General features: G+C 70.8%; 20 protein-coding genes. 7 read left to right on the forward strand and 13 right to left on the reverse strand.

Features of this window, described 5'->3' with window-relative positions:
- The first annotated feature begins 53 nt into the window (after positions 1-53).
- Both IPK71_05140 and IPK71_05145 read left to right on the forward strand, forming a co-directional pair.
- Positions 54-944, forward strand: a complete 891-nt coding sequence (locus tag IPK71_05140; GenBank protein ID MBK8213117.1) for a hypothetical protein — start codon at positions 54-56, stop codon at positions 942-944.
- Positions 941-2,368 carry a protein kinase gene (locus IPK71_05145; GenBank protein MBK8213118.1) on the forward strand — a complete coding sequence of 476 codons (1,428 nt, stop codon included), beginning with the start codon at positions 941-943 and terminating at the stop codon, positions 2,366-2,368. The genes IPK71_05140 and IPK71_05145 overlap by 4 nt, the downstream gene beginning before the upstream one ends.
- 39 nt (positions 2,369-2,407) lie before the next feature.
- On the opposite strand, the gene IPK71_05150 is transcribed toward IPK71_05145, so the two are convergent.
- Both IPK71_05150 and IPK71_05155 read right to left on the reverse strand, forming a co-directional pair.
- Positions 2,408-3,301 carry a peptidoglycan DD-metalloendopeptidase family protein gene (locus tag IPK71_05150; GenBank protein ID MBK8213119.1) on the reverse strand — a complete coding sequence of 298 codons (894 nt, stop codon included), beginning with the start codon at positions 3,299-3,301 and terminating at the stop codon, positions 2,408-2,410.
- Positions 3,302-3,522: 221 nt separating this feature from the next.
- Positions 3,523-5,886, reverse strand: coding sequence for a glycogen-debranching protein (locus IPK71_05155; GenBank protein MBK8213120.1), 2,364 nt, complete (start codon positions 5,884-5,886; stop codon positions 3,523-3,525).
- A gap of 155 nt (positions 5,887-6,041) precedes the next feature.
- Between IPK71_05155 and IPK71_05160 the strand changes: the two genes are divergently transcribed.
- Positions 6,042-6,869, forward strand: coding sequence for a helix-turn-helix transcriptional regulator (locus tag IPK71_05160; protein MBK8213121.1), 828 nt, complete (start codon positions 6,042-6,044; stop codon positions 6,867-6,869).
- A 55-nt stretch (positions 6,870-6,924) separates the two neighbouring features.
- Here the strand turns inward: IPK71_05160 and IPK71_05165 are convergent, their stop codons facing one another.
- The 5 genes from IPK71_05165 to IPK71_05185 form a co-directional block, all read right to left on the reverse strand.
- Complete coding sequence (locus IPK71_05165; GenBank protein MBK8213122.1) at positions 6,925-7,821, reverse strand: GFA family protein; 897 nt, start codon at positions 7,819-7,821, stop codon at positions 6,925-6,927.
- Positions 7,822-7,848: 27 nt separating this feature from the next.
- On the reverse strand, positions 7,849-8,619 hold the full coding sequence (locus IPK71_05170) for a type 1 glutamine amidotransferase domain-containing protein (protein MBK8213123.1): 771 nt from the start codon (positions 8,617-8,619) through the stop codon (positions 7,849-7,851).
- 171 nt (positions 8,620-8,790) lie between these two features.
- Positions 8,791-10,437 (reverse strand): hypothetical protein, encoded by a 1,647-nt coding sequence (locus IPK71_05175; GenBank protein MBK8213124.1) that lies wholly within the window; start codon positions 10,435-10,437, stop codon positions 8,791-8,793.
- Between the two features lie 262 nt (positions 10,438-10,699).
- Entirely contained in the window at positions 10,700-11,329 is a 630-nt protein-coding gene (locus IPK71_05180; GenBank protein ID MBK8213125.1) for a hypothetical protein, read from the reverse strand.
- A gap of 89 nt (positions 11,330-11,418) precedes the next feature.
- Complete coding sequence (locus tag IPK71_05185) at positions 11,419-12,204, reverse strand: DNA alkylation repair protein (GenBank protein MBK8213126.1); 786 nt, start codon at positions 12,202-12,204, stop codon at positions 11,419-11,421.
- A 275-nt stretch (positions 12,205-12,479) separates the two neighbouring features.
- Here IPK71_05185 and IPK71_05190 point away from each other — a divergent pair, with 275 nt between their 5' ends.
- The 3 genes from IPK71_05190 to IPK71_05200 all read left to right on the forward strand — a co-directional run bounded on the left by IPK71_05190 (position 12,480) and on the right by IPK71_05200 (position 15,129).
- Positions 12,480-13,580, forward strand: coding sequence for a hypothetical protein (locus tag IPK71_05190; protein ID MBK8213127.1), 1,101 nt, complete (start codon positions 12,480-12,482; stop codon positions 13,578-13,580).
- A gap of 136 nt (positions 13,581-13,716) precedes the next feature.
- Positions 13,717-14,745 (forward strand): YHYH protein, encoded by a 1,029-nt coding sequence (locus IPK71_05195; GenBank protein ID MBK8213128.1) that lies wholly within the window; start codon positions 13,717-13,719, stop codon positions 14,743-14,745.
- 87 nt (positions 14,746-14,832) lie between these two features.
- Complete coding sequence (locus IPK71_05200) at positions 14,833-15,129, forward strand: DUF4169 family protein (GenBank protein MBK8213129.1); 297 nt, start codon at positions 14,833-14,835, stop codon at positions 15,127-15,129.
- Between the two features lie 152 nt (positions 15,130-15,281).
- On the opposite strand, the gene IPK71_05205 is transcribed toward IPK71_05200, so the two are convergent.
- Both IPK71_05205 and IPK71_05210 read right to left on the reverse strand, forming a co-directional pair.
- Positions 15,282-16,403: an ArsA family ATPase gene (locus IPK71_05205; GenBank protein MBK8213130.1), complete on the reverse strand. Its 1,122-nt coding sequence runs from the start codon at positions 16,401-16,403 to the stop codon at positions 15,282-15,284.
- A 29-nt stretch (positions 16,404-16,432) separates the two neighbouring features.
- Entirely contained in the window at positions 16,433-17,398 is a 966-nt protein-coding gene (locus IPK71_05210; protein ID MBK8213131.1) for an ArsA family ATPase, read from the reverse strand.
- Positions 17,399-17,571: 173 nt separating this feature from the next.
- Here IPK71_05210 and IPK71_05215 point away from each other — a divergent pair, with 173 nt between their 5' ends.
- Positions 17,572-21,159, forward strand: coding sequence for a polysaccharide deacetylase family protein (locus tag IPK71_05215; protein MBK8213132.1), 3,588 nt, complete (start codon positions 17,572-17,574; stop codon positions 21,157-21,159).
- A 112-nt stretch (positions 21,160-21,271) separates the two neighbouring features.
- Here the strand turns inward: IPK71_05215 and IPK71_05220 are convergent, their stop codons facing one another.
- The 4 genes from IPK71_05220 to IPK71_05235 all read right to left on the reverse strand — a co-directional run bounded on the left by IPK71_05220 (position 21,272) and on the right by IPK71_05235 (position 26,484).
- Positions 21,272-22,645 (reverse strand): beta-lactamase family protein, encoded by a 1,374-nt coding sequence (locus IPK71_05220; protein MBK8213133.1) that lies wholly within the window; start codon positions 22,643-22,645, stop codon positions 21,272-21,274.
- Positions 22,642-24,081, reverse strand: a complete 1,440-nt coding sequence (locus IPK71_05225) for a DUF1343 domain-containing protein (protein MBK8213134.1) — start codon at positions 24,079-24,081, stop codon at positions 22,642-22,644. Before IPK71_05225 ends, IPK71_05220 begins: the two co-directional genes overlap by 4 nt.
- Before the next feature lie 237 nt (positions 24,082-24,318).
- On the reverse strand, positions 24,319-25,161 hold the full coding sequence (locus IPK71_05230; GenBank protein ID MBK8213135.1) for an SUMF1/EgtB/PvdO family nonheme iron enzyme: 843 nt from the start codon (positions 25,159-25,161) through the stop codon (positions 24,319-24,321).
- 9 nt (positions 25,162-25,170) lie between these two features.
- Entirely contained in the window at positions 25,171-26,484 is a 1,314-nt protein-coding gene (locus IPK71_05235) for a sigma 54-dependent Fis family transcriptional regulator (GenBank protein MBK8213136.1), read from the reverse strand.

The raw sequence follows: 26,484 nt of genomic DNA on the forward strand, positions 1-26,484 counted from the left end.
TGACTCCTCGAGATTCGCACGGGAGAGGCGCGACACGGTACGCTCGACGACGCGTGTCTCGTCCTCCCCTTGCGCCCGTGGCCTTCGCGGCCTTGCTCGCGGCCCTCTCGGTGACGGGCGTCTGTCGCGCCGACGCGACCGCGGAGGCCGGGGAGGCCTACGACGTGGGCGCGCGCGCGTACGACACGAAGGACTACGCGAAGGCCGCGCGGTACTTCGCGCTGGCCGACGAGCGGGTGCCGAGCGCGCGGGCCCTCGAGCTCGCGATGGCGTCGGCGCTCCTCGCGGGTGACGCGAGCCTCGGCATGGACCTCGTGGTGCGCGCGGAGCGGCGGGCCGTCGACGGGACCCTCGCGAGGCTCGCGCGCGAGCTGCGGACCACGTTCGGCGCCCGCGTGGGGAGCGTCACGCTCACGTGCCACGCGGGGCCTTCGTGCCGCGGAGAGCTCGACGGCCGCGCGCTCGTTCCCGGGCTTCCTCGCCATGCTCTTCCCGGGTCCCACGCGGTGCGTATCACCACGAACGACGGCGCCGAAGCGCGCGTCGAGGTCGAGGTGAAGGCCGGCGCCGACAGCGTCGTGCACGAGCCCGAGCCCCGCGCGCCTCTTCCACCCCCGGGCGCCGAGGCCGAGAGCGCGCGGCCCTCGCGTGCGACGTCTCCCCTCTTCTTCGGGGTCGCCGTCGGCCTCGTCGCGACGTCGGCTACGGTCGCGACCGTGCTCACCGCGCACACCGCGAGCCTCTACGACGACTTTCGCGCGGCGCCGAGCCAAGCCACGGCCGACGCCGGGCGCGACGCCCAAACGGCGACGCGCATCGCCTGGGGTGCGACAGGCGTGCTCGCGGCCGCGAGCGTCGTGCTCTTCGTCCTCACCGACTTCGGGCCGAGCGCACCGCGTGTCGCGGTCGGCCCGGGCCACGTTCGCCTCGTGGGACGCTTTTGAGCGGCGCGCGCTACGAGGCGCTCGCCCGCATCGGGACGGGCGGGATGGCCACGGTGTGGCTCGGGAGGGCGCGAGGTGCGCTCGGCTTCGAGCGGCTCGTGGCGCTGAAGCGCGCTCACCCCCACGTGCGCGACGATCCCGAGCTCCGCGAGAGCCTCCGCCTCGAGGCCACGCTCGCCGGGCGGCTTCGGCACCCGAACGTGGTGTCCGTGCTCGACGTCCACGAGGCTCACGGCGAGATCGAGCTCGTGCTCGACTACGTCGAAGGCGCGACCCTCGCAGAGCTCCTCGCACGGGAATTTACCGACCTCCGCGCCGTCGTTCGCGTGCTGCTCGACGCCGCCGCGGGCCTCGAGGCCGTGCACCGCGCCAAGGGTGACGACGGGGCGCCGCTCGGTGTGGTTCACCGGGACGTGACACCGAGCAACGTGCTCGTGGGCGTCGACGGCGTCGCGCGGATCGCCGACTTCGGCATCGCGCGGACGAGCGAGCGCGAAGGCGCGAAGACGTCGACGGGGGTGCTCAAAGGCAAGGTGGGGTACATGGCGCCCGAGTACGTCGAGAGCTACCGCGCCGACGCCGCGAGCGATCAGTTCTCGCTCGGCGTGGTCGTGTGGGAGGCCCTCGCGGCGCAGCGCCTCTTCAAAGGACCGACCGAGCTCGAGACGATGAAGCGTGTCGTCGTGGCCCGTGTGCCCGACCTCGGCGATCTACGGCCCGAGCTCGCGCCGTTCGACCGGGTGGTGCGCCGTGCGCTCGCGCGTGACCCCGCCGAGCGCTACCCGAGCGTCGGAGCCTTTGCGCACGCGCTCGAAGAGACGGCTCGCGACCGAGGGCTCCTCGGCACCCACGACGACGTCGCGCGGCTCGTCGAAGCGGCCGTAGGCCCGAGCCTCGCCTCGCGCCGGGAGGTCCTCTCCGCGGGTACCACGCCGGCGCACGCCGAGCCGAACGCGGCGACCTCGCGCGACGACGTGGCCACCGCCTCGGTCGTCGTGCCACCGTCCCGACCGGAGCGTGGCGACACGATCGATTCCCGAGGCCTCGCCACGGCCGAGCGCCACATGGACCCGACGACCTCGCCGTGGAGCCGACGCGCCGCCTTCGGTCTCGGTGCCCTCCTGGTGACGGCCGTTGGCGCCGCGCTTTTTGCCACGTCGCGCGGCCCACGGCCCGAGCTCACGGAGCCCGCTCCCCCGCTCGCGTCGACTCCACCTCCGACGGACGCTGCGTCTCTCCCGCCTGCGTCGAACGAACCGTCCACGCCTCCGCCGGCGCCGAGCGAACCTTCGACGAAACCCGTCACGGAGAGCCCGATCGCGAGCCCGACTACGAGCCCGAGCACGAAGAAAGCCGGGAGCCGGCCCTCTCCCGCGCAGGTCCCTACGAAGGCGCCTCCGAACCCGTACAAGCCTGGAAAATAGCCTCGCACAACCCGAAGAACGGCGCGCGAGGCCTCGTCGTCAGGGGCAGTCCGGAGCCACGCGACCGTCGCTCCCGGTGAACACGTACGCATCGGAGACGTACCCCGTCCCGATTTTGTCCCACAGGTCGGTTCGGCCGAAGGGGCCGCTCACGGCGACGCCACGACGCTGGCAGACGATGCGCACGCTCTCGCCGTCGTCGACCGTCCCTACGACGGCGAAGGTAGTCCCCGCACCGGCGCGCACGTTCACCGACGCGCCCGAGGTCTCGATGCGGCCCGTGACGCCGCCGCTCCCGGTGGCGCCGACGGTCGAGCGCGGGCAGTTCTTGCTCGTGTAGTTGCGCGTCCCGAAATAGAGCGCGGGGCTCCCGTCGAACGCGACGCGTACGTCGACGCCGTTCCGCCGGATCTCGAAGTGGAGGTGAGCACCGGTCGAGCCGCCCGTGTTCCCGACCGCGCCGATGCGCTGCCCGCGCACGACCTTCTGCCCGACGGAGACGACCTCGGACGAGAGGTGCGCGTAGCGGGTGGTGTAGCCCGAGCCGTGGTCGATCTCGATCCACAAGCCGTAGCTGCGGCTGCCGAGGTTCTGGACACGACGCACGGTGCCGGCGGCGGCGGCCACCACGGCGTCCCCTTCGTCGCCCGCGCGGTTGAAGTCGATCGAGCTCGTCGGGCTGTGGTTCGTGCGCGTCTGCCCCGACCACACCTGACCACACGGGAAGGGGAGCTGAAAGCTCGCGATGGAGAGCGCCTCGCTCACCGCGCCGACCTCTTCTTGGGGCCCCGGATCGGTGTCGTCCGAGGGCGGCCCTTCGTCCCAGAGCTCTTCCGTCTCCGTGGCCTCCGAGGCGCAGCCCGCAGCCGAGGCGCCGAGGATGGAGGTGACGAAGGCGAGTCGGGCGAAGGTGCGGAGCGGCGTCGTGCGCATGGTCGGCGTGTCCTCTCGTGTCGGGGTTCACGACCCGTTTTGCACGGCACGGGCCAACGCACGAAGGCCCCGAAGCTCGCGGAAATGGCCCGCGTTTCGGCAGGGAGCGGCCTCGCGGCACGGGGTAGCGGCTCCGCGGCCGCAGGCCCGCTGAAGCCACGCCGGAACTTTCCGGAGTTTCCGGCCCGCGTGGACCGCCGCTCCCGTAGCGAGCCTCGCGCTTACCGTGCGACGAACACGGCGAGGCTCCGCGGGGCGAGGGTGTGGCGGCTCGACGTGAGGGGACGCGCTTCGGTGTCACCCACCCAGTTGCCCCACGCCTCGGCGGACGGCGACGTATCGGCGACGAGGCCCCAGCTGGCGCCGGCGGGGGCCTCCGGGACGGTCGCGAACAACGTCTCCGACCACCCGTTGTACGCGACGAAGATCGCCTTGGCGGAGTCTCCGAGCTTTTGGCCGTCGAGCAGCATGCCGAGGTAGTGACGAGAGGCGTCGTCGAGGTAGGCGTCGTTCACCGGGGCGCCGTCGTCGCGCAGCCATCGCACCTCGGCTCCCGCGCCGCCCCACGTCCAGTAGCGCGTGGGCCGAAGGGCCGGGTGGGCGTGGCGGAACCCGAGAGCGCGGCGCGTGAACGCCTCGAAGGCGTCCCGTGGCGCCGAGGGCGACCAGTCGAGCCACGTGCCCTCCGAGTCGAGGTTGTACGCGTTGTTGTTTCCACGCTGCGTGCGCAGTCGCTCGTCGCCGCCGTTGAACATCGGCACCCCCGCCGACAAGGCGAGCAGCGCCATGGCCGTGCGCGTGACGGCGCGTTGGCGTGCGGGATCTCCCCCGTGCGAAAAGGCGAGATCGTTGTCGGTGCCACCGTCGGAAGGGCCGAAGGGCCACGCCTGGCCGTTGTTTTTCCGGTCGTACGCGAAGAGATCGGCGAGGGTCATCCCGTCGTGGGCGACGATGAAGTTGACCGAAGCCGCGGGTCGTCTTCCGCCGTGATCGAACGCGTCGCCCGAGCCCGAGAGCCTTCGCGCGAGCTCGCGTGGAGGCACGGCGTCGACGCCGAGGCGGTTCAGATCACGGCGGAACGCGTCGCGGTAGCGATCGTTCCACTCGGACCACCCCTTCGGAAAATTCCCGACCTGGTAGCTCCCCGCGGCGAGGCCCCAGGGCTCGGCGACGAGGTCGGCCCCGTCTCCGCCCTCGTCCGGCCGCGCGGGGAGCTCTTTGGCGATGCGCGCGAGAATGCCACCGTCACGCTCGAACCGGTAGCACCCGCGCGCGCACCCGTTCGCGACGACCGACGCGAGATCGAAGCGAAATCCATCGACCCCGAGCGCGTCGTGCCAGTACCGGAGCGAGTCGACCACCAGATCCGCGGCGAGCGGGCTCTTCGTGTTCACGTTCGCGCCGACGCCGTTCGAGTCGACATACGTGCGAGGATCGTCGGCGAGCGCGTAGTAGGAGGCGTTGTCGAGACCTCGAAGGCTGTAGAGCGAGAGCGCGTCTCCCCGGCCTCCGCCCTCCGAGGTGTGGTTGTAGACCACATCGACAAGGACCTTGATGCCCTCGGCGTGAAACGCTTCGACCATGGCGCGGAGCTCGCGCGTAGGGCCTCCCGGTGACTTGTCGGCGGCGTACCTGCGATCGGGGGCGAAGTACGCGAGCGTGGAGTACCCCCAGTAGTTGTCGCCGCGCGCGTCGGGGGTGCGCTCGTTCTGGTCGTTCGGTGTCTCTTGGATCGGGAGCAGCTCGATCGCCGTCACCCCGAGCTCCTTGAGGTATTTCGCGCGGCGCGCGGCTCCGGCGTACGTGCCACGTTCGTTCTCGGGGACGGTCGGATCCGAGCGGGTGAGCCCGCGGACGTGCACCTCGTAGATCACGTCGTCACGGAGGGGTCGCGAGAGGCCGGGCTCGGCCGCGCGCGGAGCACGCACCACCACGCTCTTCGGGGCGAACGGTCCCGAGTCGACCTCGCGCGCCCCCTCACCCGTGCGGTAGACGCGGCCGTCTCCGTGGCCCGGATGGTACGGGTCGTGGCTCGTCTCGAGGGCGTACGGATCGACGAGCAGCTTGTTGGGGTTCATGCGGTTGCCGGCGTCGTCGACGTCCGACAGGAACCCCGCGCGGGAGCCCGGCGTGAAGGAAGGGTCGTACGGCCAGTTCGGCCCGAACGCACGAAAGCCGTAAAAAATAGCCCCCGTGATGCCCTTCTCGGTGAGCTCGCCCGCCTTCACGACGAGCGAGAACACCCCCGAGGCGTCACGCGTCATGGGCAGACGCAGACGCTCCGGCTCTCCGAAGCTCTTTCGAAAGAGGCACAGCTCGACACGTGTCGCGCGCGCCGAACGCGTGCGAACCTCGAGGTCTCCGCTCGCGAGCACACGCGCGCCGAAGCGAGGACCGAACGCCCATGGATCGACGGCGCCTTCGGGGCGAACGTCGGCTCCTGGCAGCTCCGGTGGCACGAAGGGGTCCGTCGCGGCCGCGCCTCCTTCGGGCGGAGCCTCGTCCGCCGGGGCGCTGCACGCGACGAGCGCCGCCGCGAGAGCGACCAAAATCGAAGGGCGAATGGCTCGGACGCGTGCTTTCATGAGACCCCGTGGCGCGAAAGGGACGTTCGAAGACCTCGCTCGGTACCAAGCCGAAGCGACGCACCTCAAAGGACCACACCCCGGCACCCTCGGCTGTCGAGCGGCCACCGACGTTTGCCGAGCAGACGTCACCCATCGACGACGAGCGCGGGCCGATGCACGTGAAGCTCGTGGTGGCGCGCGCCGGGGACCGCGTGGTCCTCTCGCGCGCCGCGGGCACGCTCTTGCTGCCACTCGACACGAGCGTGGTCGAGGTCTCCGTGGGCGGGAGCGCGCACCTCGTCGATCGCGCAAGCTGGCTCGTCGTCCCGAGCGGAGCGCGGGCCTCCGTCGCGAACATCAGCCCCGTGGGCCGAACCTTGGTGCTCGGCGTGACGCCCGCGCTCCGGCGCAAGGTGGTCGAGACCTTTCACGGCGAGGTCGACGACGCGGCGTTCACGCGGTACCTCGGGGCGCCTCAGCTCCTCCCGCGCACGACCTGGGTGAACGAGATCGCGCATCGCTACCTCTTCGAGCGCGCCGTCTGCGAGAAGCGCGACAACGACGCCACGCGCTTCCTCGAGACCGAGATCGCCAAGGAGATTTACTTTCTCTGCCGCGACCGTGAGCGCGACCGCGAGCGCTCGTCCATCGCGCGGGGTGAGTCCGAGCTCGTCGAGCGTGCACGCGCCCACCTCGAGGCTCACCTGTTCGACGTCGACGTGCTCCAAGCGCTCCCGCGGGTGTGCCGTGCGAGCGCGAGCACGGTGCTGCGCGCCTTCAAGAAGGAGCTCGGCGACGCGCCCCTCCCCTACTTGCGCAAACGCCGCCTGGACGAGTCGCTCTTGCTCCTCAAGTCGAAGCGGCACTCGGTGGGCGAGGTGGCCGCGATGGTGGGCTACGGGAGCTTCGGGGCCTTCTCGGCGGCCTTCCGCGCGCGCTTCGGCGTTCGCCCGTCCGACGCTCGCGAGGGCATCGCGCCGCGGGCGAAGAGCGCGGGGTGACGCGCCCGCGCGGGAAATTCCCGACCTCGGGCACGTCACGCCCCGTCGACGACGGTCACCAGAAGGCCGGGCGCTCGGGCAGCGCGGCTTCGCACTTCGTGCACGCTCGGTGATCGTCCGAGACGTCCTCGAGCGCTCCACACCCGACACAGCGGACCCACAGCCGGTTCATGCGCGTCGGCGTCCACACGCTCGTCCAGACCGAGGCGACGAAGCGTTCGCCGAAGAGCTCCTTCATCGCGACGGCGTGGTGTTTCGAGAGGGCACGCTTCATCGAGGCCTCGTCCTCCCAGGCCGTCACCGTGAAGCCACGCAGGCCGGTGAACCCGGTCACGATCGAGATGAACCCGGGCTCTTCGACGAAGTCGGCCACGTTCTGCCGTGAGTGCGCGCGGATCCGCTCGCGCTCGGCCGCGTCGGCTGCCGCGATCCACGTGAGCGCGATGACGCCGGGAGGTCTTTTGTTCCCCGACGACGCCCTGAGCGAGTACCCGTACTCGGCCGTCGGCGATCCGATCGGCTCGGAGAGGGCCAGCGCGACGAGCTCGTCGGGCGTGAGCGGGCCCGTGCGGGACGCCGTGACCCACGCGGGCTTCTGCTCGAGCCACACGTTCTTCACGACCGTGCGGGGGAGCGCGTGGCCGAAGAGCCCGGCCGAGACCATGATCTTGGTGCCCCCGACCGGGCGCTTCGCGATGCGGCTCCCGCAGTGGACGCAGAAGCCGCGCTCGTTCTCGGGCGACGACCGGTACCACTGGACGTCCGCCTCGCCCTCCCATCGAACGTCGGTGCGGTCGGCGACGAGCATCGCGAACGGGCCACCGTGGAGCTTCTGGCAGTCCTCGCAGTGGCACACCACGACGCCCGCGCTCGATGGGGGCACGTGCACGGCGACGCGGCCGCAGTGGCACGCGCCGCCGAGGGTGGCGTTCGGCTCGGCAGGCTTCGACATGGATTCCTCCAGGTAGGTCCGCGACCTTCAGCGCCCGAGGGCTTCGATGACGAGCTCGGCGGTCTCTCGCCCGGAGAAGTTCTGCTGTCCGGTGACGAGGTTCCCGTCGCGGACCGCGAAGCCTCGCCAGAGGCCCCCTTGGACGAAGTTGGCGCCGAGCTTGCGGAGCTCGTCTTCGATTCGCCACGGCATGAGGTGCTTTCCTTTCGGGAGCGCGCCCATGCCCCACACGGCCTCGTCGGCGAAGTCTTCCTCGGCGTTCGCGAAGCCGGTCACCGTCTTTCCCTTCGCGAGGAGCTCGCCGTTCGAGAGGCGCGCGTAGCGGAGCAGAGCCACGCCGTGGCAGAGCGCCGCGACGATCTTGCCGGCCTCGTAGAGCTCGACGAGCTTCTTTTGGAGGCCCTCGGCCTTCTCGAAGTTGAACATCGGCGCTTGGCCACCGGCGACCACCATCGCGTCGAAGCGGGCGGCGGCGAGCTCGGAGACGGGCTTCGTGCGCGTGACGAGCTCGGCGAGCTTCGGCGTGTGAATGAACCCCATGCTGACGAGGTCGTGCGCCGAATAGCCGCTCGCGTCGCGCGGATCGCTCATGCCATCGGCCTCGCACTTGCCCCCGTCCGGGCTGAAGAGCTCCACCTCGTACCCGGCCTCGCTGAACGCGTAGTACGGGTGCGTGAGCTCCGACCACCAGAAGCCCACGGGCCACCCCGTGGTGCTCGAGGTCGTCGGGTTGGCGATGACGATCGCGACGCGCTTCGGCTTGCTCTTGTTCGTGGCGTTCGGGTCCCTGAGGCTCATCTCGTTCGCTCCTTGGCTCCGAGGACGACGTGTCCTCTCGCGAACGAAGATGCGGCGGCGACTCATTTCGGTCGATGCAACATCTGTAAAGATATCGTTTCGTCATGCGAACATGTTCGCCGCGCGGGCCCCGTCGGTCACGAGGCCCCCCCCCACGCCTCGCCCGTCGCGCTACGGGGCCGCGACGAAGCGCGCACCGAACACCTTGCCGTCGCCCAGGGTGGGCGCGAACACGCGGTCCCATTGCTCCTTGGAGTACGCGTTCGCGATCCCTGGATAGCGCGCGGCCAGCACGTCGCGCGGGGGCGGTGCGGCGCCGAGCGCCTCGGACTCGAAGGCCTCGCGCGTCTCCGCGGGGATGCCGCGCGCGAGGACCTCACCGACGAAGAACTTGAGGATCTTCCCCTGGAACGCGCCGTCGACGACGAGGTGCTTCTTCTCGCCCAAGATGGCGTCGATCGCGGAGTGTGTGGGGAACGCGAAGTAGTCGGGGAGAGAGTCGCTCGTGCGGGTGGGGAGCGGCCCGGGCACCGTGGCGAGCTGGTGGGCCATGTACCCCCGCGCGACCTTCCCGCTCTCGTCGACGATGACGTAGACGTTCCAGGTGCTCGCGCGAATCCCCGTCGCCTCCTCGTGGTCGTCCGACGTCTCGACGGCCCAGCGTGCGGTGGCCGTCACGAGCTTCACCTTCGCCCCGGCCGCGGGCAGGCGTTCCCAGCGAGACGTGTCCTTGCGCGCGTGCTCCACGATGCGCGCCGCCGCGTCGTCGTCGACCGAGGCCACCTTCACGTTGGCCGAGAGGATGGGCTGATTCCACACTTCGCTCGCGCCCTTGTCGGTGTCGTTCCAGAGATCGGCGCGGAGCCCCTTGCCGTTCATGGCGTGCCGGATGAGGCCCTTCACCCAGTTCTCGGGGCGCACGAAGCTGTCGACGGTGACGGCGTCCGAGATCGAGATGGCGTCGTAGGACCCCATGGTCCAGTTGCCGAGGTCGGCGCGGCTCATCCACTGCCCCATGTACCAGAGGCCGCGTTTTCCCCTCGCACCAGGCACATCGACGAGCGCCGAGAGCCGGTCGTCGAGGGCCGCGGTCGTCCACGCGTGGCACAGGCCCTCCCAATACGGAGTGTTCGCGCCGGGGCGGTAGTGGACCTTCTCGGCGAAGTAGGTGTAGCTGGCCGTACCCAGCGAGAGGCCTCGGGCCGCCGCGGCCCGATCGAGCGCCGCAGCCGGGGGCTGGTCGCGGAGAGCCGCAGCCTCGTCGGGCAGGAGCGACCTCGACGCCGGTGCGCGCGAGCCGTGCGCGAACCGAAGCACGCCATCGCGGTACGCGGCATACCCACGGGAGTGGCCCACGAGCTCGGGCCGACCCCGGACCTCTCCGTCTTGGAGCACGAAGAGCTCGTCGTCGAACACGAAGGTGCCCGCCCCCTTCTCGACGAGGCGGTACTGGGGTGTGTCGAGCCCCGGGCCGACGTCACGTCCCTCGAGCGCCGACTTCACCAACGACTCGGCGCCCGGCGTGAGGGCGCGCGCGTCGTTCCGGAGCACGTTCGTGAGGAAACCCGCGGCGGCGGCGTTGCGCCCCTCGGGCGAGCCGTCGTGCACGAAGGCGACCAGGCGCTTCATTTCGGCTTCGTCGATGCGGCCGTCACCGCGCAAGGCGTCGGCGCGCAGGCGACCGAGGAGGTCCACGATCAGGGGCTCACGCTCGCCGACGTAACTCTCTTGCTCGGCGACCGAGTCTACGGGGGCCGCACACGCGGCGAGACCGATCGACACGAGGACACACGACGACACGGTGACGAACGAACGCATGATGGGCACTCCAGGGTGGGGCGGCGCTGCCGCGTGCCCGCGCCTCTGCATAGGTGGGGCCAATGTGTATCCATGTGGGACAAGAGGCCCGGAGCATCGCCGCGCCCGCCCCGAGGATCTCGGGGTGCCTGCACGAGGAGCGCTCGGTGCCTCTCTCGCTTCGCGGAGGCCGTGAGCGGGTGGGGGCTCGGATCCCATCGGGGCCGACGACGATTCGTCGTGAGCCCCTCCTTCCCAAGGCGCTCGCGGTAGCCGCTCGCGCTCAGCGCGCTTCGATGGTCACGGTCACGCGGGCCGTGGCAGGCTGAGGCGCGGTGGTGTCGATCGTGAGGAAGATGGGGCTCGCGTCGGTGACGGGCACCTCGAGGGTGCCGCGCGCCGAGCACGCGAGGTCGACCGGGGCTCCGCACGAGGCCTTCGCGTAGAGGACGACGTCGCCCGAGACGTCACGGGTGCTGTCGACGGCGACCGCGATACGTCGCGCGCCGACGACCGAGATGGGCTGCACACGATCGGGTCCGAATGCGCCCACGCAGCCGCTCGCGAACGAGTGGGTCGCGTTACCGAGATCGACCGAGAACAGGGCCGTGCCACCGGGCCGGACGACCAGCGTCGGGGCACCCGCGAGCTCGGTCGGGCGGCAGTCGTCGGCAGGCCCAGGCTCACGCGCGGTCGCTGCATCTTCGGGCGCGCGGGATCCCTCGGCGGGTGTCGCGTCCGGCGTACCGCGACCCTCGTCGACTAGGGGAGGTCTCGACGCATCGGAGCACGTGGGATCGTCACACTCTGGCGGGCTCGGGAGGTCGAGGCCGGACCTCTCGGAGGTCGACGTGGCACATGCCCCCATCGCGACGACGAGGAGGGGGACGAGGAGCCGAGCGTGGGCGAACATGCCCGTCGGGGCGAGCAACCTGCGTGCCGGAGGGACGCCGTCGCGCGAGGATCGATTCGCGCCTCATGGGGCGTGGGGGAATCGAGCGCTCAGCCCTCGGCGGGCGACCTCGTCGCCTTCCCGCGCGGCACTCTCGCACGCGCTCCCGCCTTCGCGGCCGCGAGCGCCGCGTCCCGAACCGCCACGGCCTCGGCGGCGCGCGCCCTCCACGCGGGCGACCGCTTGGCGAGGAGGACCGCGATCCACTCGGGTGCGTACGCGGACGTGCAACCTTTCGGGATGGGGCGCAGATCCCACACACCCATCCGCGCTCCGATCTCCATCGCTCGCTCCGTCACGGAAGGGATCTTCGTGCCGAGCTGGACGAGGCAGAAGTTCATCCCCTCTTTCACGAGGAACGGGGCGTCGGGCATCTCTCGTTCGAGGCGCGCGAGCTCGGCGTCGATCGCGGCGGGCCCGAGCGTGTCGACGCTCTTCCCGAGGAGCTTCCAGCCGACGCGCCGCACGAGCTCGTCGTCCGCGTCGCGGAAGGTGTCACGCGCGACCGGGGCGCAGGGCGCCTCACCGAGCGCGCGGCTCACGAGCTCGTCGGCCATGACGCCGTACCCGGAGGAGGCAGAGAGCGCACGCGCCACGGGCTCGGTGAGCGCGCGCGGATCGAACAGGGTGCACGCGAGAATGCGGGCCTCGTGCGCGCCCGACTCCCACAGCGCGAGGCCGAGGTCGTGATCCGTGCCGAGCTCCTTCGCGAGGGCGCGCACCTTCGCGAGCGGCACGCCGTACGCGCGCTCGGCGCCGAGGCGCACGTAGATCGCCCGGACGGGTTCGGTGCCCCACGCCTCGAGCCGCTTCGTCACGCTCGCCACGGTGCTCACGGGATGACGGTAGCAGCCCGTTGAGTGTCGGACGACCCTTGGAAGTTCCCGACGGGGGACCGAGGCCGTTCGACGTCCGCGCCCGACTCACCGAGGCGCGATCCGGGGAGCGGCCGACGACCCTTGGAAGTCCCCGACGGGGGACGTGAGAAAATCAACGGGCTGCCAAAGGAGCCCGCGCGATTCTCCAACAGGCAACGCGAGCGTTCGAGGCGCGTAGGACCGCGCACTTCGAGGAGATCGCGTCTCCCGCCCCGCGTACTCTCGTGAGCGTCATGACGTCGCCGACGCGGCCCTCCGAGGTCGACTACCCCATCCTCCGCACGGTCCTGGAGCTCCGCTTCGGGGAGCCTCACCCTTGGTACGAGGACGCCGCGCTCGTCGCCGAGATCGCCACCCTCGTCACGAAGGCCCCGTTCGCCGGGTCGCTCACCCACGCGGGAAAATACGCGGCCCCGCGCGCGATCCAGCGGCCCGAGGCCATCGTGTCGCTCGTCGCGAAGCGCAAGCCCGGGTCCTTCCAGGCGCTCGACGCGAAGGACGAGCAGACCGCCGCCGTCCGCGTGAGCCTCGACATCGACGCGTCCGGGCTCGCGGTCACGCTGCTCGTCGGGGCCGAGGCGTACCGCCGAGGTGCCCGTACCTTGCTCGACGAGGTCACCACGATCGGGCTCGGGCTGTGCGAACGGATGCGCCCTCGCGGCGCGGGGCTCTCGGTCGGCTACGCCCACCCGATGGCGCGAGGGATCTACGACTACCCGAAGCTCCGCCCACCGGTCTCTCACTTGCGGCTCGAGACCACCGCCATCGTGGAGATCTTGGACCCGGCATTTCACCTCACGGAGCACGACGACGCGCTCGGGGCCGACGTGGGCGCCCTCGCAGAGGCCCCGGTCCCGCCGGGCGTGAGGCGCACGCTCCACGGAGACCTCACGGTCACACGCTGGGTCGACGATTTGACCGACGACCGCGCCGTCGCCCGCGCGGCCGGGAGACACGAGGCGTGGATGGCCGGCATCGTCGCTGTGAAGCGCTCGGACGGGTACTCGCCCCGCGGAGACAAACGCGTCCGCGTGCGCAAGAGCGAGCGCGCCCCCTTCACGTTCTACGACGCCCAAGCCGGGGTGGGTTACAAGGCCATCCTCGTCGATCCCGACGGCTCCCCCGACGCCGCCACATGGGACGAGATGGTGACCCTCGCGGCCTCGGCGCCTCACGACGTGAAGGCCGTGTGGCTCGTCGTCCCCCTCCGGGAGCACGCGCTCGGCCTCACGGCGCGGGCGCGGGGCGCGGGCCTCGCCGGGGTGCTGTTCCCCGAGGGAGAGCACCTCTGGGACCCTCGACCCCTGGGCCTCTGGCTCGACGACGAGGGATGACGCTCGAGCTCCGCTGGGGAATTTCCCGACCTCCGCGTCGCGGCGCGGCGGACGATGACACGCCCGACCCCATTCGTACGCGAGGCGTGATCCGTTCTCCGCGCGCGATGCACGATCCCGGAAAGAGGAGAGATCCATGCGATTTCGTACGTTCGTCGTGGGGGTCGTGGCGGTGTGGGTCGGGGGGCTCGGGGCGTGTGGAGGCACGGCCCTCGACGTGACCGACGGCGGCGAAGGCAACGCCACGAGCGACGCGGGCACTCTGGTGACCGAGTCTGGCGCGTCGAGCGAGGCGGGCGCGGAAGGCACGACCGACTGCCCCGCGAGCTACCCCATCTGCCGCGCGTTCAGGAACGACGGCGCCCAAGGCGGGGCGGTCTCGGTGCGCGTCGACCCGAGCGCAGGCCTCGCCTACGTCACGACACGCGGCCTCGCAGCGCACGCCATGGGGCCCTACGGCACGAACCCCAACACGGCGACCGCGCGCGCGCTCACGCTCTCGATCCCACTCGTCCCGAAAGAGGGCGACAGCCCCGCCGGCAACGGGCACGTCGCGGTCGCGTGGAACGGCGTGGCGCTCTTCAACCCGAGCGACGCGCGAAACATCGGCGGCTGCACCGGCAACGCGGCCTACCTCGAGGCCGACGGCGTCGACGCGTACGGCGGGCACCCGGCCCCGGGCGGCGAGTACCACTACCACACGGGGTTCTTCCTCACGCGCGCCGCCGAGCTCGGGCTCGTTCAAGAGGCGGGCAAACACTCGTCCCTCGTGGGGTACGCGTTCGACGGCGTGCCCATCTACGGGACGTACGGCTACTCCGACCCGCAAGATCCGGCGAGCGCGGTGCGGCCTCTCCGCTCGTGCTACCGGCTCAAGCCCGAGCGCACGTGCTGCCAGGACATCTCCAAGTGCTCCCTCGTGGCGCAGTTCGAGCGCAAGACCCTCGTGCTCGGCGCGTTCGTCGAAGACTACGCGTTCGACGACGCGGCCTACCGCGCGGGCGAGTGCGATCTCGACGCGTACAACTCCCGCGTCGCGAAGACGCCCGAGTACCCCGAGGGCGCGCGCGTGTACGTCATGACGATCGACGACGGGGGGACGGTGACCTACCCGTTCGTCTTCGGCACGCGCTACTGGGGCGTGCCCGCGCAGAACCCGCGCTGACGTCACGCGCGCCGCAGCGACCACCTCGAGCGTGTCCTGCCTCGGACGAAAATGGCGCCTGGGGGCAGGCCGTGGCACTCTCGAACGATGGCGAGCAACGTCGTCAACCTGAACCGCCATCGGAAGAAGAAGGCCCGCGAAGAGGCGGCGAAGCGCGCCGAGACGAACCGGCGGCTCCACGGTCGAACCCAGGCCGAGAAGGACCGCGACCGCGTCGAGAAGGAGCGCGCCGCCCGTGCGCTCGAGGGCAAGCGCCTCGTGCCCACGACGTCGCCGGAGCCGACCTCCACCTCTCCGGAGACCGAGTCGCGCGAGGCTCGCGTCGTACCCCTGCGTGCCCCGACGCGAGCGGCCACGGAGCCGGACGAGGGTCCCGAAACCTGACGCTCCCGGGGCCCTCGAACGGCCACTGTTCCGGTGCCGTAACAACGACGTGATCTTCATGATATCCACGGGTTACGCACACCCAACTCTGGGATGAGGCGCGAGCCCGAAATCCGCTCCCGAGGAGCTCCTCGCCGCACGCGCTCCGACGCTCAGTCCTCTCGACCCACGAGGTGGTCGGCGAGCGCGACGAGCCCCGCGACGTCCTCGACGGCGCCCCCGAGGTGGGGCGTCGCGACGGCGAACCCGCCGCCGGCCGACGCCACGAGGTCGGCGAGGATGCGGCGATCCCGCTCGGCGCGCTGGAGCTCGAGATCGGCCAAGCCCCCGAGCTTCCCGAGCGCCGAGGAAAGCGCGGGGCTCGCCCCCTCTGGCACCAAGACGCCCTCGGGGCGCACGAGACCGCGGGTGTACGCGTAGCTGCGGTTCAAGATACTGCCGGCGAGGGGGACGCCCAGCTCCCGCATCTTCGCCTGGAAGAACCCGGCCTCGGCGAGCGCGCTCGGCTCCGGGCTCGTCACGAGGAGGAAGCTCGCGTCACGCGACGTGAGCAGCTCGGCCACCTCGCCGGCGTGGCCGCGCATGGCCCCGAACATGGTCGAGAACGCGCCGATGAAGACCTTGAGCTCGTCGAAGAAACCGGCGCCGAAGATCCGCGTGAAGACCGTCGACACGAGCGACGACGCCGCGCGCATGAGCCCGAACGACGTGGGCAAGAAGAGCGAGACGACCCGCTCGTCCAAGAACCCCGAGAGCTTCTTAGGCGCCTCGAGGAAGTCGAGGGCGTTGCGCGACGGCGGCGTGTCGAGCACCACGAGGTCGTAGTTGCCGCTCGAGGCCAGCGAATGGAGCGCCTCGGCGGCCGTGTACTCCTGCATCCCGGCGACGAGCCGCGAGACGTGCCCGTAGAGGCGGCTCCCGAGGATCTCCTGGGCCTTCTCGTCCGACTCGGAGAGCCTCCGCACCATGCCCTCGAAGACGACCTCCGGGTCGAGCATCCACGCCCAGAGCTCCCCCTTCGCGTGACCTATGCCGTCGGGCAACCGGCTCGGGTCGAGGCGCGCGGGCTCGCGAGACGCGGCGGGGATCCCCATCGCCTCGGCCAGGCGTCGCGCAGGATCGATCGTGAGCACGAGGGTCTTTCGCCCCGCGAGGGCGCCCGCGAGGCCGATCGCGGCCGACGTGGTCGTCTTCCCGACACCACCCGCGCCGCAGACCACGATGACCTTGCGCGTCGCGACGAGGTCCGCGAGGAACGTCGTCCCGTGCGTCATGGGGGCCGGAAAGTCGGAGGCGCGCTTCGTCATTCGCCGCTCCGATCGCCGGCGCGGAAGTGCGCCGACAAGGTCGCGCTCACCTCGTCGAAGCCGGGGAGGTCCGGCAAGAGGAGGACGTCGGTCCCATGCTCTTCGAGCCTCGCCAGCGCCGCCGCGCTCCGCCCGATGCGCGCGACCGAGCGTGTCCCGAGCACCTCCGGGATACGCGGGGCATGGGCCGTCACGGCCTCGAGCTCTTCGCGCGTGAAGGGGTCGTGTGGCATGCGATTCAGCACGACGCCTTTCACCGGGATGGAGTGTTTCGCGATCCCGGTGAGGAGCTCGAGCGCCTCGCTGACGGGCAAGGTCTCGGGCAGGGTGACGACCACCGCGCCCGTGCGCGCCGGATCGCGGAGGATCTCGAGCCCCTCTTTGACGGCGTCGACGATGGGGCCTCCCGGCAAGATCTCGAGGAGCGTCCCCGGGATCTGGGCGAGCGCGAGCGCGTGGCCCGTGGCCGGGAGGTCGACGACGACCGTGTCGTAGCGAACGTCTCCGTCGCGGCCCTTCTCGCGCAGCAGCTCGAGAATTCTGTAGAGTACACCCATCTCGGGGAGCGCGGGGGCGGCACCGAGGAAGCGGCGAATCGGCTGGGAGCGCATGGCGGCCTCGGCCAGCATCCGCATGGGGAGCACGTCGCGGAGGAAGGCCGCGTGCCCGCGCGATGGGTCGAGCACGACGAGGTCGAGGCGCTCGCCACACGAGATCGGCTCGAGGGTGGCCCGGGCGGCCCCGAGCGCCTTCGCGAGCGCCGACGTCTCTTCTGCCGCCGACGCCACTTCCCCGCAGAGCACGCGCTTGTCGGAGGCCGCGAGAGCCCGCGCGATCGACGCGGTGACGCTGGTCTTGCCGACCCCGCCCTTCCCGGTCACGAGGATCGTTCGGAGCGAAGAAATCTCGTCCCACACGCCCGCGGTGCGAGCGACGGCGCCCGCGGTTCGATGGGTTCCCATGTCTCTCGAGCGTATCCGATGTCGGCCCACGCGGTCGGTTTCGTCGCGGGAAGGCGCCTCGACGACCCGGGGCGAGGTGCACCGGATGCGCGCCGCCGCAAACCGAGCACGGATGTCACTTCGAGTAGCAGGTTTTCGACGCGCGGCACGAGGGGTGCACACCGGAGCACATCATGCGCTCGCGACACGGCTCACGGACGATTCGCCTCGGCTCGGTGCTGGCTCTCGGAGGATTCCTCTCGGCGGCCCACGCGGTCGGGGCGTGCGCGACCGAGGGTGACGACGACGAAGACCAAGAGCTCACCGGGCGGGCCGAGAGCGCTCTCCAGGCCACGAGCCTCACCGGCACGAGCCTCCCGGCGAAGGCGCTCGCGCTCACGTTCGACGACGGCCCGAGCGCGCGCACCGCGGAGCTCTCGACGTACCTCAAGTCGCAGAACATCAAGGCGACGTTCTTCGTGAACGGCGGCCACCTGGCGACCACGACGCTGCCCAACCCGAACGGCATCACGGTGATGCCCGGCGCGGCCGCGATCCTCGCGCAGCTCGTGGCCGACGGGCACTTGGTCGCGAACCACACGGTCACTCACCGCGACCTCGTGAGTCAGGTGCTCCCGACGGGCGCCGCGATGGTCGTCCAGGAGCTCTCCGAGACGGACACGGCGATGGCGAGCTCGGTGCCGTCGAGCCATTTCCTCTTTCGTGCGCCATACGGCTCGTTCAACGCCGGCGTCTACGACGCCCTCAAGGGCTCGGCGATGAACAAGTACGCGGGTCCCGTAGGGTGGGACGTCGGCGGCACGTCGAACGACTATCCGAACCGCGCGGCCGACTGGGCGTGCTGGCAAGGGCAGCTCTACGCGGGATCGACGCCCGCGAACGGCACGGGCTACGCCACGACGAGCCAATGCGGCGACGCGTACCTCGCCGAGATCACCACGGCGGGGCGCGGGATCGTGCTCATGCACGACCCTTACTCGTGGGCGAACGGCAGCACCGTCGACATGGTGAAGTACATGGTGCCCATCCTCAAATCGAGGGGGTACACCTTCGTCCGCGCCGACGAGGTGCCGGCCATCGCGGCGCTCTTCCCGACCTCCGGGGCGAACGTGGTCGTCCTCCCGCGGCCCCCGGCGCGCGTGACGCCGGTGTTCACCGACACGTACGTCGCACCCTTCGTGCAGTCGGGGAGCGGCTTCACGGCCACGCGGACCACGACCACCAAGGCCTCGGGCACGCACTCGCTCTCGGTCAAAATCACGACCCCGGGCGCCGCCTATGGTGTGGCGATCCCGAGCGGTGATCAGGCCTACTCGGGCGCCGGCCAGACCGAGCTCCGCTTCGCGTTCAACGCAGGCGCGACCGTGCACGCCGGGATCGACACCCTCCGCGTCGCCATCGAGGACGACGACGGCGCGACGCCAACGACGAGCGTGGCGTTGAAGCCGTACTTGGTCTCGTCCGGGAGCGTCCTCGCGAGCACCTGGTACAGGGTCACGATCCCGACGAGCGCGCTCAACCCGAACGGACGCCCCATCCGACGCGTGCAGATCGTCAACGCGGGCACCCTCGCGAACGTTCCCTTTTTCGTCGACGACATCGCGCTCGGCTGGACCGACCCCTCGCCCACCGAACGGCTCGTCTACACGGACTCGGCGGCGCCGAGCTTCTCGGTCGGTGGTTGGTCGGTCACGAGCGCGACGAGCACGTTCCGAACGACCGGCGCGACCTCACGGAAGGGCACGTTCACCGGCGCGTGGGGCGCTCTCACCTTCACCTACGATTGGAATCTTCCCGCCTTCCCCGCGGGCACGCACACCGCCGTCTCGTTCGACATCTCGGGCGGCTCGGGCACCCCTCCCGCCGCGCTCGGCTCCATGGTGGTAGGCCTGAACGGCTCGCCTACGAAGAAGCTCCTCCCGTACGTGCCGGGAGGCTTCAAGGCCAACACCTGGTACCGCGTCACGATCCCGGTGGCCGACCTGGTCACGGGCTCGTACCGACAGGTCACGTTCAAGAACGAGTCGACGTCCCTCTATTCGTTCTACGTCGATCAGGTCCACTTCGAGACGGATCACACGCCGCCCGCGCTCGTCGACCCGACCGTGCCTCCCGGAGATCCGGACACGTTCGCGCCCGGCGAGACCGACGTCGTCACCGTCGTTCGGACGGCCGAGGACCGAAAGCCGATTTCGCCCCTCATCTACGGGATAAACGGCTTCGCGTCGTCGAGCGTCCCGGCCGACGTGCTCGCCTCGGTGACGCTCGTGCGGCGCGGTGGCGATCGTGGAAATTCCTACAATTGGGAGACGAACGTCTCCAACGGCTCGCTCAACAACGGCTTCGTCAACGACATGACCTTGGCGGGCGGCACGCCGAACCCGAACGCGCCCGCCGCCCAAGATTTGGCGCTCCTCGCGGCCCATCGGCCGGCCGGACGCGCGGTCATGGTCCCGTTCGTGCTCAACGACTGGGTCTCCGGCCCGCTCGGCGGCATCGGAGCGTGGAATCAGCCGGGGTGGAACCGCGCGCAGTACTTCAAGCGCACGGGCTTCGTGAAGCCGACGCCATTCGCGGCGACCCCCGACCTCACGGACGGGATGGTCTACACCGACGAGCACCTCCAGTACCTCCGCGACAAGTACCCTGGCCAAGACATCACCGCGCCGGGCCCGGGGCGCCTGCTCGTCGGGATCGACAACGAGCCGGACCTCTACCCGTACAACTTCCCGATGCTCCAGTCGGGCACAGGCGCGGCGATCGTGCGGAACGGGACGACCGTCGGCCGGTGGGTGAAGAGCGAAGAGTTCACGCAGCGCATGCTGACGTTCGCGCGCAAGGTGAAGCAGATGGCGCCGCAAGCGCACATCGTCGGGCCGAGCCACTACCACTTCGACGGCTGGACGACCTGGTGGGACGAGAACACGACGCTCTACTCCAACGCGGGCACGGCGCGCTGGTACATGGACGATTTCCTCGCCACGGTGCGCGCGGCGAGCGAACAAGAGGGCAAGCGCCTCCTCGATACGTGGGACTTTCACTGGTACCCGCAGGGCGTGTCGAACGGCACGTACGTGTGGAACCTCGACCACGCGACGCGCGCCCTCACCGCGAACGAGATCGATCAGATCGTGCAGGGGCCGCGAAGCTACTGGGACACGACGTACGACGAGCACTCGTGGATCACCGAGCCGTGGCACCTCGGCGGCCCCACGTACGTGCTCCCGCGGCTCAAGGCGCGCATCGAGGCCGCGTACCCCGGCACCAAGATCGGCGTGACCGAGTACAACCCCGGCGGGCGCAACCACATCGCGAGCGGGCTCGGCGTCGCGGACTCGCTCGGCGTCTTCCAACGCCAGGGCGTCGAGATCGCGGCCTTCTGGCCGGAGGGCAGCGCGACGGCCCTCGCGTACGCCTACGGGGCGCTCAAGCTGCTCCGGAACGCCGACGGCGCGGGCCTCCGCTACGCCGACACCGACGTCCGCGTGGAGCACCCCGAGATCGCCGAGAGCTCGGTCTACGCCGGGAGCGACACGCCGAACCGCGTCACCGTGCTCGTCATCAACAAGACGAACGCGACGCGGCGGGTCGGTGTTCGCACCTTCAACACGAAGCGGCTCACGCAGGTCGCCGCTTACCGCATCGACGCGGCGCACTCGAGCCCGTTCCTCGCCTCGACCGAGGCGCTCTCCAAGGTGAACGCCTACGCGTACGCGGCGCCCGCCATGAGCGCCACGATGCTCGTGTTCACCGCGCCTTGAGGGTGGGGGCACGTGACGAGCGTCGACCTCGGCCGACGCGCCCTTTCGGAGGCGGACGGCGGGTCCTCCTCCGCCTCTCTCCTACCAAGGAGCTCCCGGCGGCCGCTCGGGCTCAGGGCGCGCAGACGTCGGGCTTGCCGGCGGGCGCGCTGGTGCACCCACGCGGACATACCGTCGCGGCCCCTCGCGGGCACGAATAGAGCACCCCGGGCCGCCCGGAATAGTCGCCCTGTGCCGTGTGCCCGCACACCGTCCAGGTGGGTCGGAGCACGCACGGGCTCACCTTGTCGAGGAGCGCTCCGGAGAGCGCCACACGATCGGGATGGATGGATCGGCCATTGCGTGAGGGATACACACGATTCGTGAGCACGACGGTGTACACGGAGGAGTCTGGGTCGATGCAGAAGCTCGTACCGGCGAAGCCCGTGTGGCCCACGGTTCGCGGACCGAAGCCCTTGCCACAGTGGGACGGGCGCACCTCGAAGCCGAGCGCGCGCTCGGAGCCGAGCTGGTCGCGCACGCCCTGGCTCGAAAAGAACGCGTCTCGCGTCTCACGCCGGACGAGGGTGTCGCGGAGGAGCGCGCGGACGAGCCGGCCGAGATCCCCGGCCGTCGAGAACATCCCCGCGTTCCCCCCCACGCCCCCGAAGAAGAACGACGTCTCGTCGTGCACCTCTCCGACGATGGTCCCCTTTCGGCCGGCGCGGTCGCCCGTGGCGTACGTCTCGGTCGGCGCGACGTTCGTCTCACCCGTGGGGTTGAAGCGTGTGCGAGACATGCCAAGGGGGGCGAAGACCTCCTCGGCGAGGTAGGCGTCGAGGCGCTTCCCCGAGCTCTTCTGGACCATGGCCGCGGCGAGCACGAGGTTGAGGTCGCTGTAGGTCGGCGCGCACTTGCCCGCCTGGAATACGCGCCCCGCGTGGAGGTTCATGAACGCGACGACCTTCGACGCATCGGCGCCGCGACCCTCCCGGGTGGCGAGCGATCCGGGAGGAGGGCCGTCGAGGAGGCACGACGTGTGGGACAAGAGGCGCTTCACGGTGATCCCGGCGAACGCGGGCGCGAGGTCCGGCAGGAGCGCGCGCACGTCGCTCGTGAGCGCGAGGCGTCCACGATCGACCTCTCGCATCACGGCCACGGTCGTCCCGAGCGCCTTGGTCACGCTCGCGAGGTCGTACATGGTGTCCTCGTTCACGGGGCGGGCGTCGTACGCGAGGCTCCCGTAGGCGCGGGTGATCGTCTGATCGTCGGCCTCATTTGCCAGGTCGAAGAGCGCTCCCGCGTGGACGACGGCCCCAGGGAATCGGCGCGCCGTGACCGCGTCGTGGAGGAGGGGGTCGAGCGTCCGGAAGAGATCCGTCTGCGCGCCCTCGCTCTCCGCGGCGACGGGCTCGTCCGACGTCGTTTCGGCGGAGCAGCCGAGCGCCGTGACGGCCGAGAGCGAGGTGGCGAGCGCGATCGAGAGGCCGAGCTTCGAGATGTTCATCGCGAGTACTCCGGGAAGAGGTAGCGGGTGCGGGTCGCGAGGAACCGCTCGCGCGCGGGGCCGAGGGAGGTCATGAGGTCGGTCGTCGCTCGGGCGAGGTCGGCTTCGGGTCGCTCGACCGCGAGGCGAAGGCCGTCCGAGCCCCAGAGAGCGCGGAGCCAGGCGCCGCCGTCGGGGACACCGCCCTGCGCCCACTGGAGGTCTTTGCGGTAGAGGCGGTTCACGGCGGTGAGGATCGCGACGCCGAGCGGGACGGCGCGGAAGGCCTTCGGGTCGGTCACACGCAGCGCGAGCCCTCGCACCTTGAGGCCCGCGTACTTGTTCGACGAGGGCACGACCTCCGCGGGCGTGACGGACACGACGTCCCTCCCGCCGATCGGGCAGTCCGTGGCGCTCGGGCACGCGTGCGCCTTCACGGTCGCCGCGAGGACGCCGAGATCACCCGTGATCCACGGCGCGCCGACGACCTCGAAGGGCGCGTCGGTGCCCCGCCCCTCGCTGAGCGAGGTCCCCTCGAGCAAGCACGTCCCGGGGTAGAGGAGGATCGCGTTCTCGGAGCGCAGGTTCGGCGACGGGCGGAGCGGCGTGGTCTCTCCCGGCGCAGGCCGCCCGAAGCTCGGCGCGTAGTAGAGCCGCTGCTGCGCGAGGGTCGTCCCTCGGGCGTAGCCCACGGACCGTACGACGTGGAGCGTGAGCGACGACGCCGCAGCCACGAGCCCCTCCCCTTTCACGTACGTCGCGAGCTCGCCCACGGTCATGCCGTGCTCGATGGGGACCGGGTACATCCCGACGAAGCCCGGCCCCTTCGCGCGATCCTCGGCGCGCGCGGCGAGCGTGCGCGGGTCGAGCACGGGGCCGTCGACGCGGGAGCCCGTGAGGTTCGGGCGGTCGAGGACGAACATGGTCTTGCCCTGCTCGGCCGCGGCCTCCATCACGAGACCAAGCGTCGACACGAACGTGTAGAAGCGCGCGCCCACGTCCTGGATATCGAAGAAGACGAGGTCGACGTCCGCGAGATCCTCGCGCGACGGCTTCTTCTTGGACCCATAGAGGCTCACGAGGGGGACACCCGAGCGGTCGCGCCCCGACGTCACGGGGACGCCGGCCTCCGCCTCGCCGCGCGCGCCGTGCTCGGGCGCGAAGATCTTCACGACGTCGAGCCCAGCGTCCCGGAAGACGTCGATCGCGTGTTTGCCGCGGACCGTGACGGCCGTCTGGTTCACGACCAGGGCGATGCGCTTTCCGCGGAGATCGATCTGACCCGCGACACGCGCAGGGGACGACGCGAAGCGAGCCTCGAGCACGTCGAGGCCGCTCTCTCCGGCGGGCGCGGACTGAGCCTCCTCGGAGAGCGCGTCGTCCGACGACGGCGCTTCGGCGGAGCACGCGGCGAGGACGACGGCGATCGCGGTGAGGAGGGCGCGCTTGGCGAGCATGCCCACCCTTCAGCACACCCCATGCCACCTCGACGCACACGTGCACCCTCCTGAAATCACACAGGTTCTTTGGATGGAACGTGCGCGTGCCCGGGGTCACGACCCCGGATCGCTTGCTGCGCGTGTGCGATCGAAACGATCGCGCTCGGCTCGGCGAACCCGTCGGGAGGTCTCGGGGCAGGAGCGTCCTCGCGTCCTCGCGTGGGCTCGGCTCGGTCGGCCGTCATGGGCGCGCGGCTACTTCGCCTGCGCGCAGCATCGGAAGCCTACGTTGTACTGCTGGAAGTCTCTCGGCTGAGCCTCTTGGGTGTCGCAGCGAAGGCGCGGGCCCTCGTCCGTGTGCGAGCCGCCGCGGAGGCGCGCGAGGTCACCTGCAGGGCCCCCACCGTCGCCAGGCGCCGTCGCGTTCTCCCACTCCCAAACGTTCCCCGACATGTCGTAGACGCCCGAGTCGGGGCGGGTGCACGCCGAGAGGGTGCCTGCGCTCACGACGCCGTTCGCCCCCTGGTCCTTGCCGTTGCAGGAGCGTGGCTCGTAGGTGCTTCCGTACGGGTACGCGCGCGCCGCTTCGCCCCCGTTGCACGCGAGGGCCCATGCGCTCGTCGTGGGGTTTCCAGGATCGGCGAAGTTCGCCGTGCCGCCCTTCGGCCCGCCGCAGAGCTCCTTTTTCGCCCAGAGGCAGAACATCGTCGCGTCGCAGAAGTCGACGCAACCGACGGGCGCGCGCGGGAACGTGGAGAGGCAGAGCGGAGGCGTTCCGGTCTTTTCTCCGGGCACGAAGGATTTGTTCCATGTGCAGCCGGGAGGCTGAGCGCCGGCGTCATCGCGGAGGAACTCGTCGTACTGCTCGCGCGTGACCTCGGTCGTGTCGATGCAGAGGGCTCCGAGGCGGGCCATGTCGGGGCCGCGTCCGCGGGGGCAGCCGTTCTCGGCGACCGTGGGCGCGGGGGCCGCGTCGACCGCAGGGGATCCGGCGTCCGGGGCGGGCACGAGATCCTCGATCCCCGCGACGAGCTGACACGCGGCGAGGCCCACGAGGGCGAGCGCGACGGCCGAGAGCTGCGCGTGGGCCCGTGCCATCCCTCGGTTCTACCCCTTCTGGCGCGCCTTGATGATCTGGAAATAGCGGCGCGCGATCCCACTCGCGGCCGCCGCTCGCGCGACGTTGCCGCCGTGAGCGGCGAGGATGCGCTCGACGTAGCGCCGCTCGAACTCGGCCTGCACGCGCTCACGCGCCTCGGGGAAGGAGAGATCCTGCGCGAGCACCGCCTCGATCGGATCGACGATAGGACCGGTCTTCTCCGTGCCCCGGAGGCTCGTCCGGACGCCGCCGAGGGCGAGCCGCCGCGCGACGAGGTTCTCGAGCTCACGCACGTTGCCCGGCCAGTCCGAGGGCATCGAGAGGCCCTGGACGAGGTCCTCCGGGAGAGGTCCCTCACCGCCCTGCGCGCGGTAGAAGTGCTCGGCCAGGAACACCACGTCGTCCCTCCTCGCGCGGAGGGGCAATAGCTCGATCCGGAGCACCGCGACGCGAAAGAGCAGATCGGCCCGAAAGCGCCCGTCTTGGACGTCACGGTCCACGTCCCGTCGCGAGGTCGAGATGACACGCACGTCGACCTTTCGCGCGCGCGCCTCGCCAGCGGCGCGAACCTCGCCACGCGCGAGCGCCCCGAGAATGAGCGCCTGCGCCTCGGGCACGAGATCGGCGACCTCGTCGAGCAGGAGGGTGCCTCCATCGGCCTCGGCGAAGGCACCGCGCTGACCGTCCTTGCCGAAGAGCACGAGGCTCGCGTCCTCTCCTCGCAGCGTCGTGCAGTCGACTACGACGAAGGGGCCCGCGCGCCGCGGCCCGGCCTCGTGGAGCGACTCGGCCACGAGCTCCTTGCCCGTGCCGGTCTCACCCTCGAGCAGCACGGGCTCGTTCGACGACGCCGCGCGCTCGAGCACCGGGTAGAGGCGGCGCATCATCGTGCTCACGCCGAGCACCCGCCCGAACCTGTCGACCTCGGGCGATGGCGTTTTTTCACTCGCAGTTACGGGCACTTGCACGACCCTCAGCCTCGTCTGACCGACGACGATCTCCTGCCCACCTCGCACGAACGCGCGGAGCACGCGGACACCTGCCACCGTGGTGCCGTTCGTCGAGCCGAGGTCCTCGACGGACATGACCCCCGCGGCGTCGACGCTGAACGCGAGGTGGCGGCGCGAGACCTCGCGGTCCTGGAGGCGGAGCTCGCAGAGCGGGCTCGTGCCGAGGAGGACGCGCGGCGGGAGCGTATCGTCGAAGAAGAACCTCTGGCCCTTGTCGGGCCCCTCCGCGACGACGAGGGCATACGTCTGCCGCGAGGGCGCGGACGGGGGCAGGCTCGGGCTTCGTTCTCGGGTCGCGTCGTCGGTGCTCAT

The sequence above is a fragment of the Myxococcales bacterium genome, from assembly GCA_016712525.1.
In the GTDB taxonomy this organism is placed as follows: Bacteria; Myxococcota_A; Polyangia; order Polyangiales; family Polyangiaceae; genus JAAFHV01.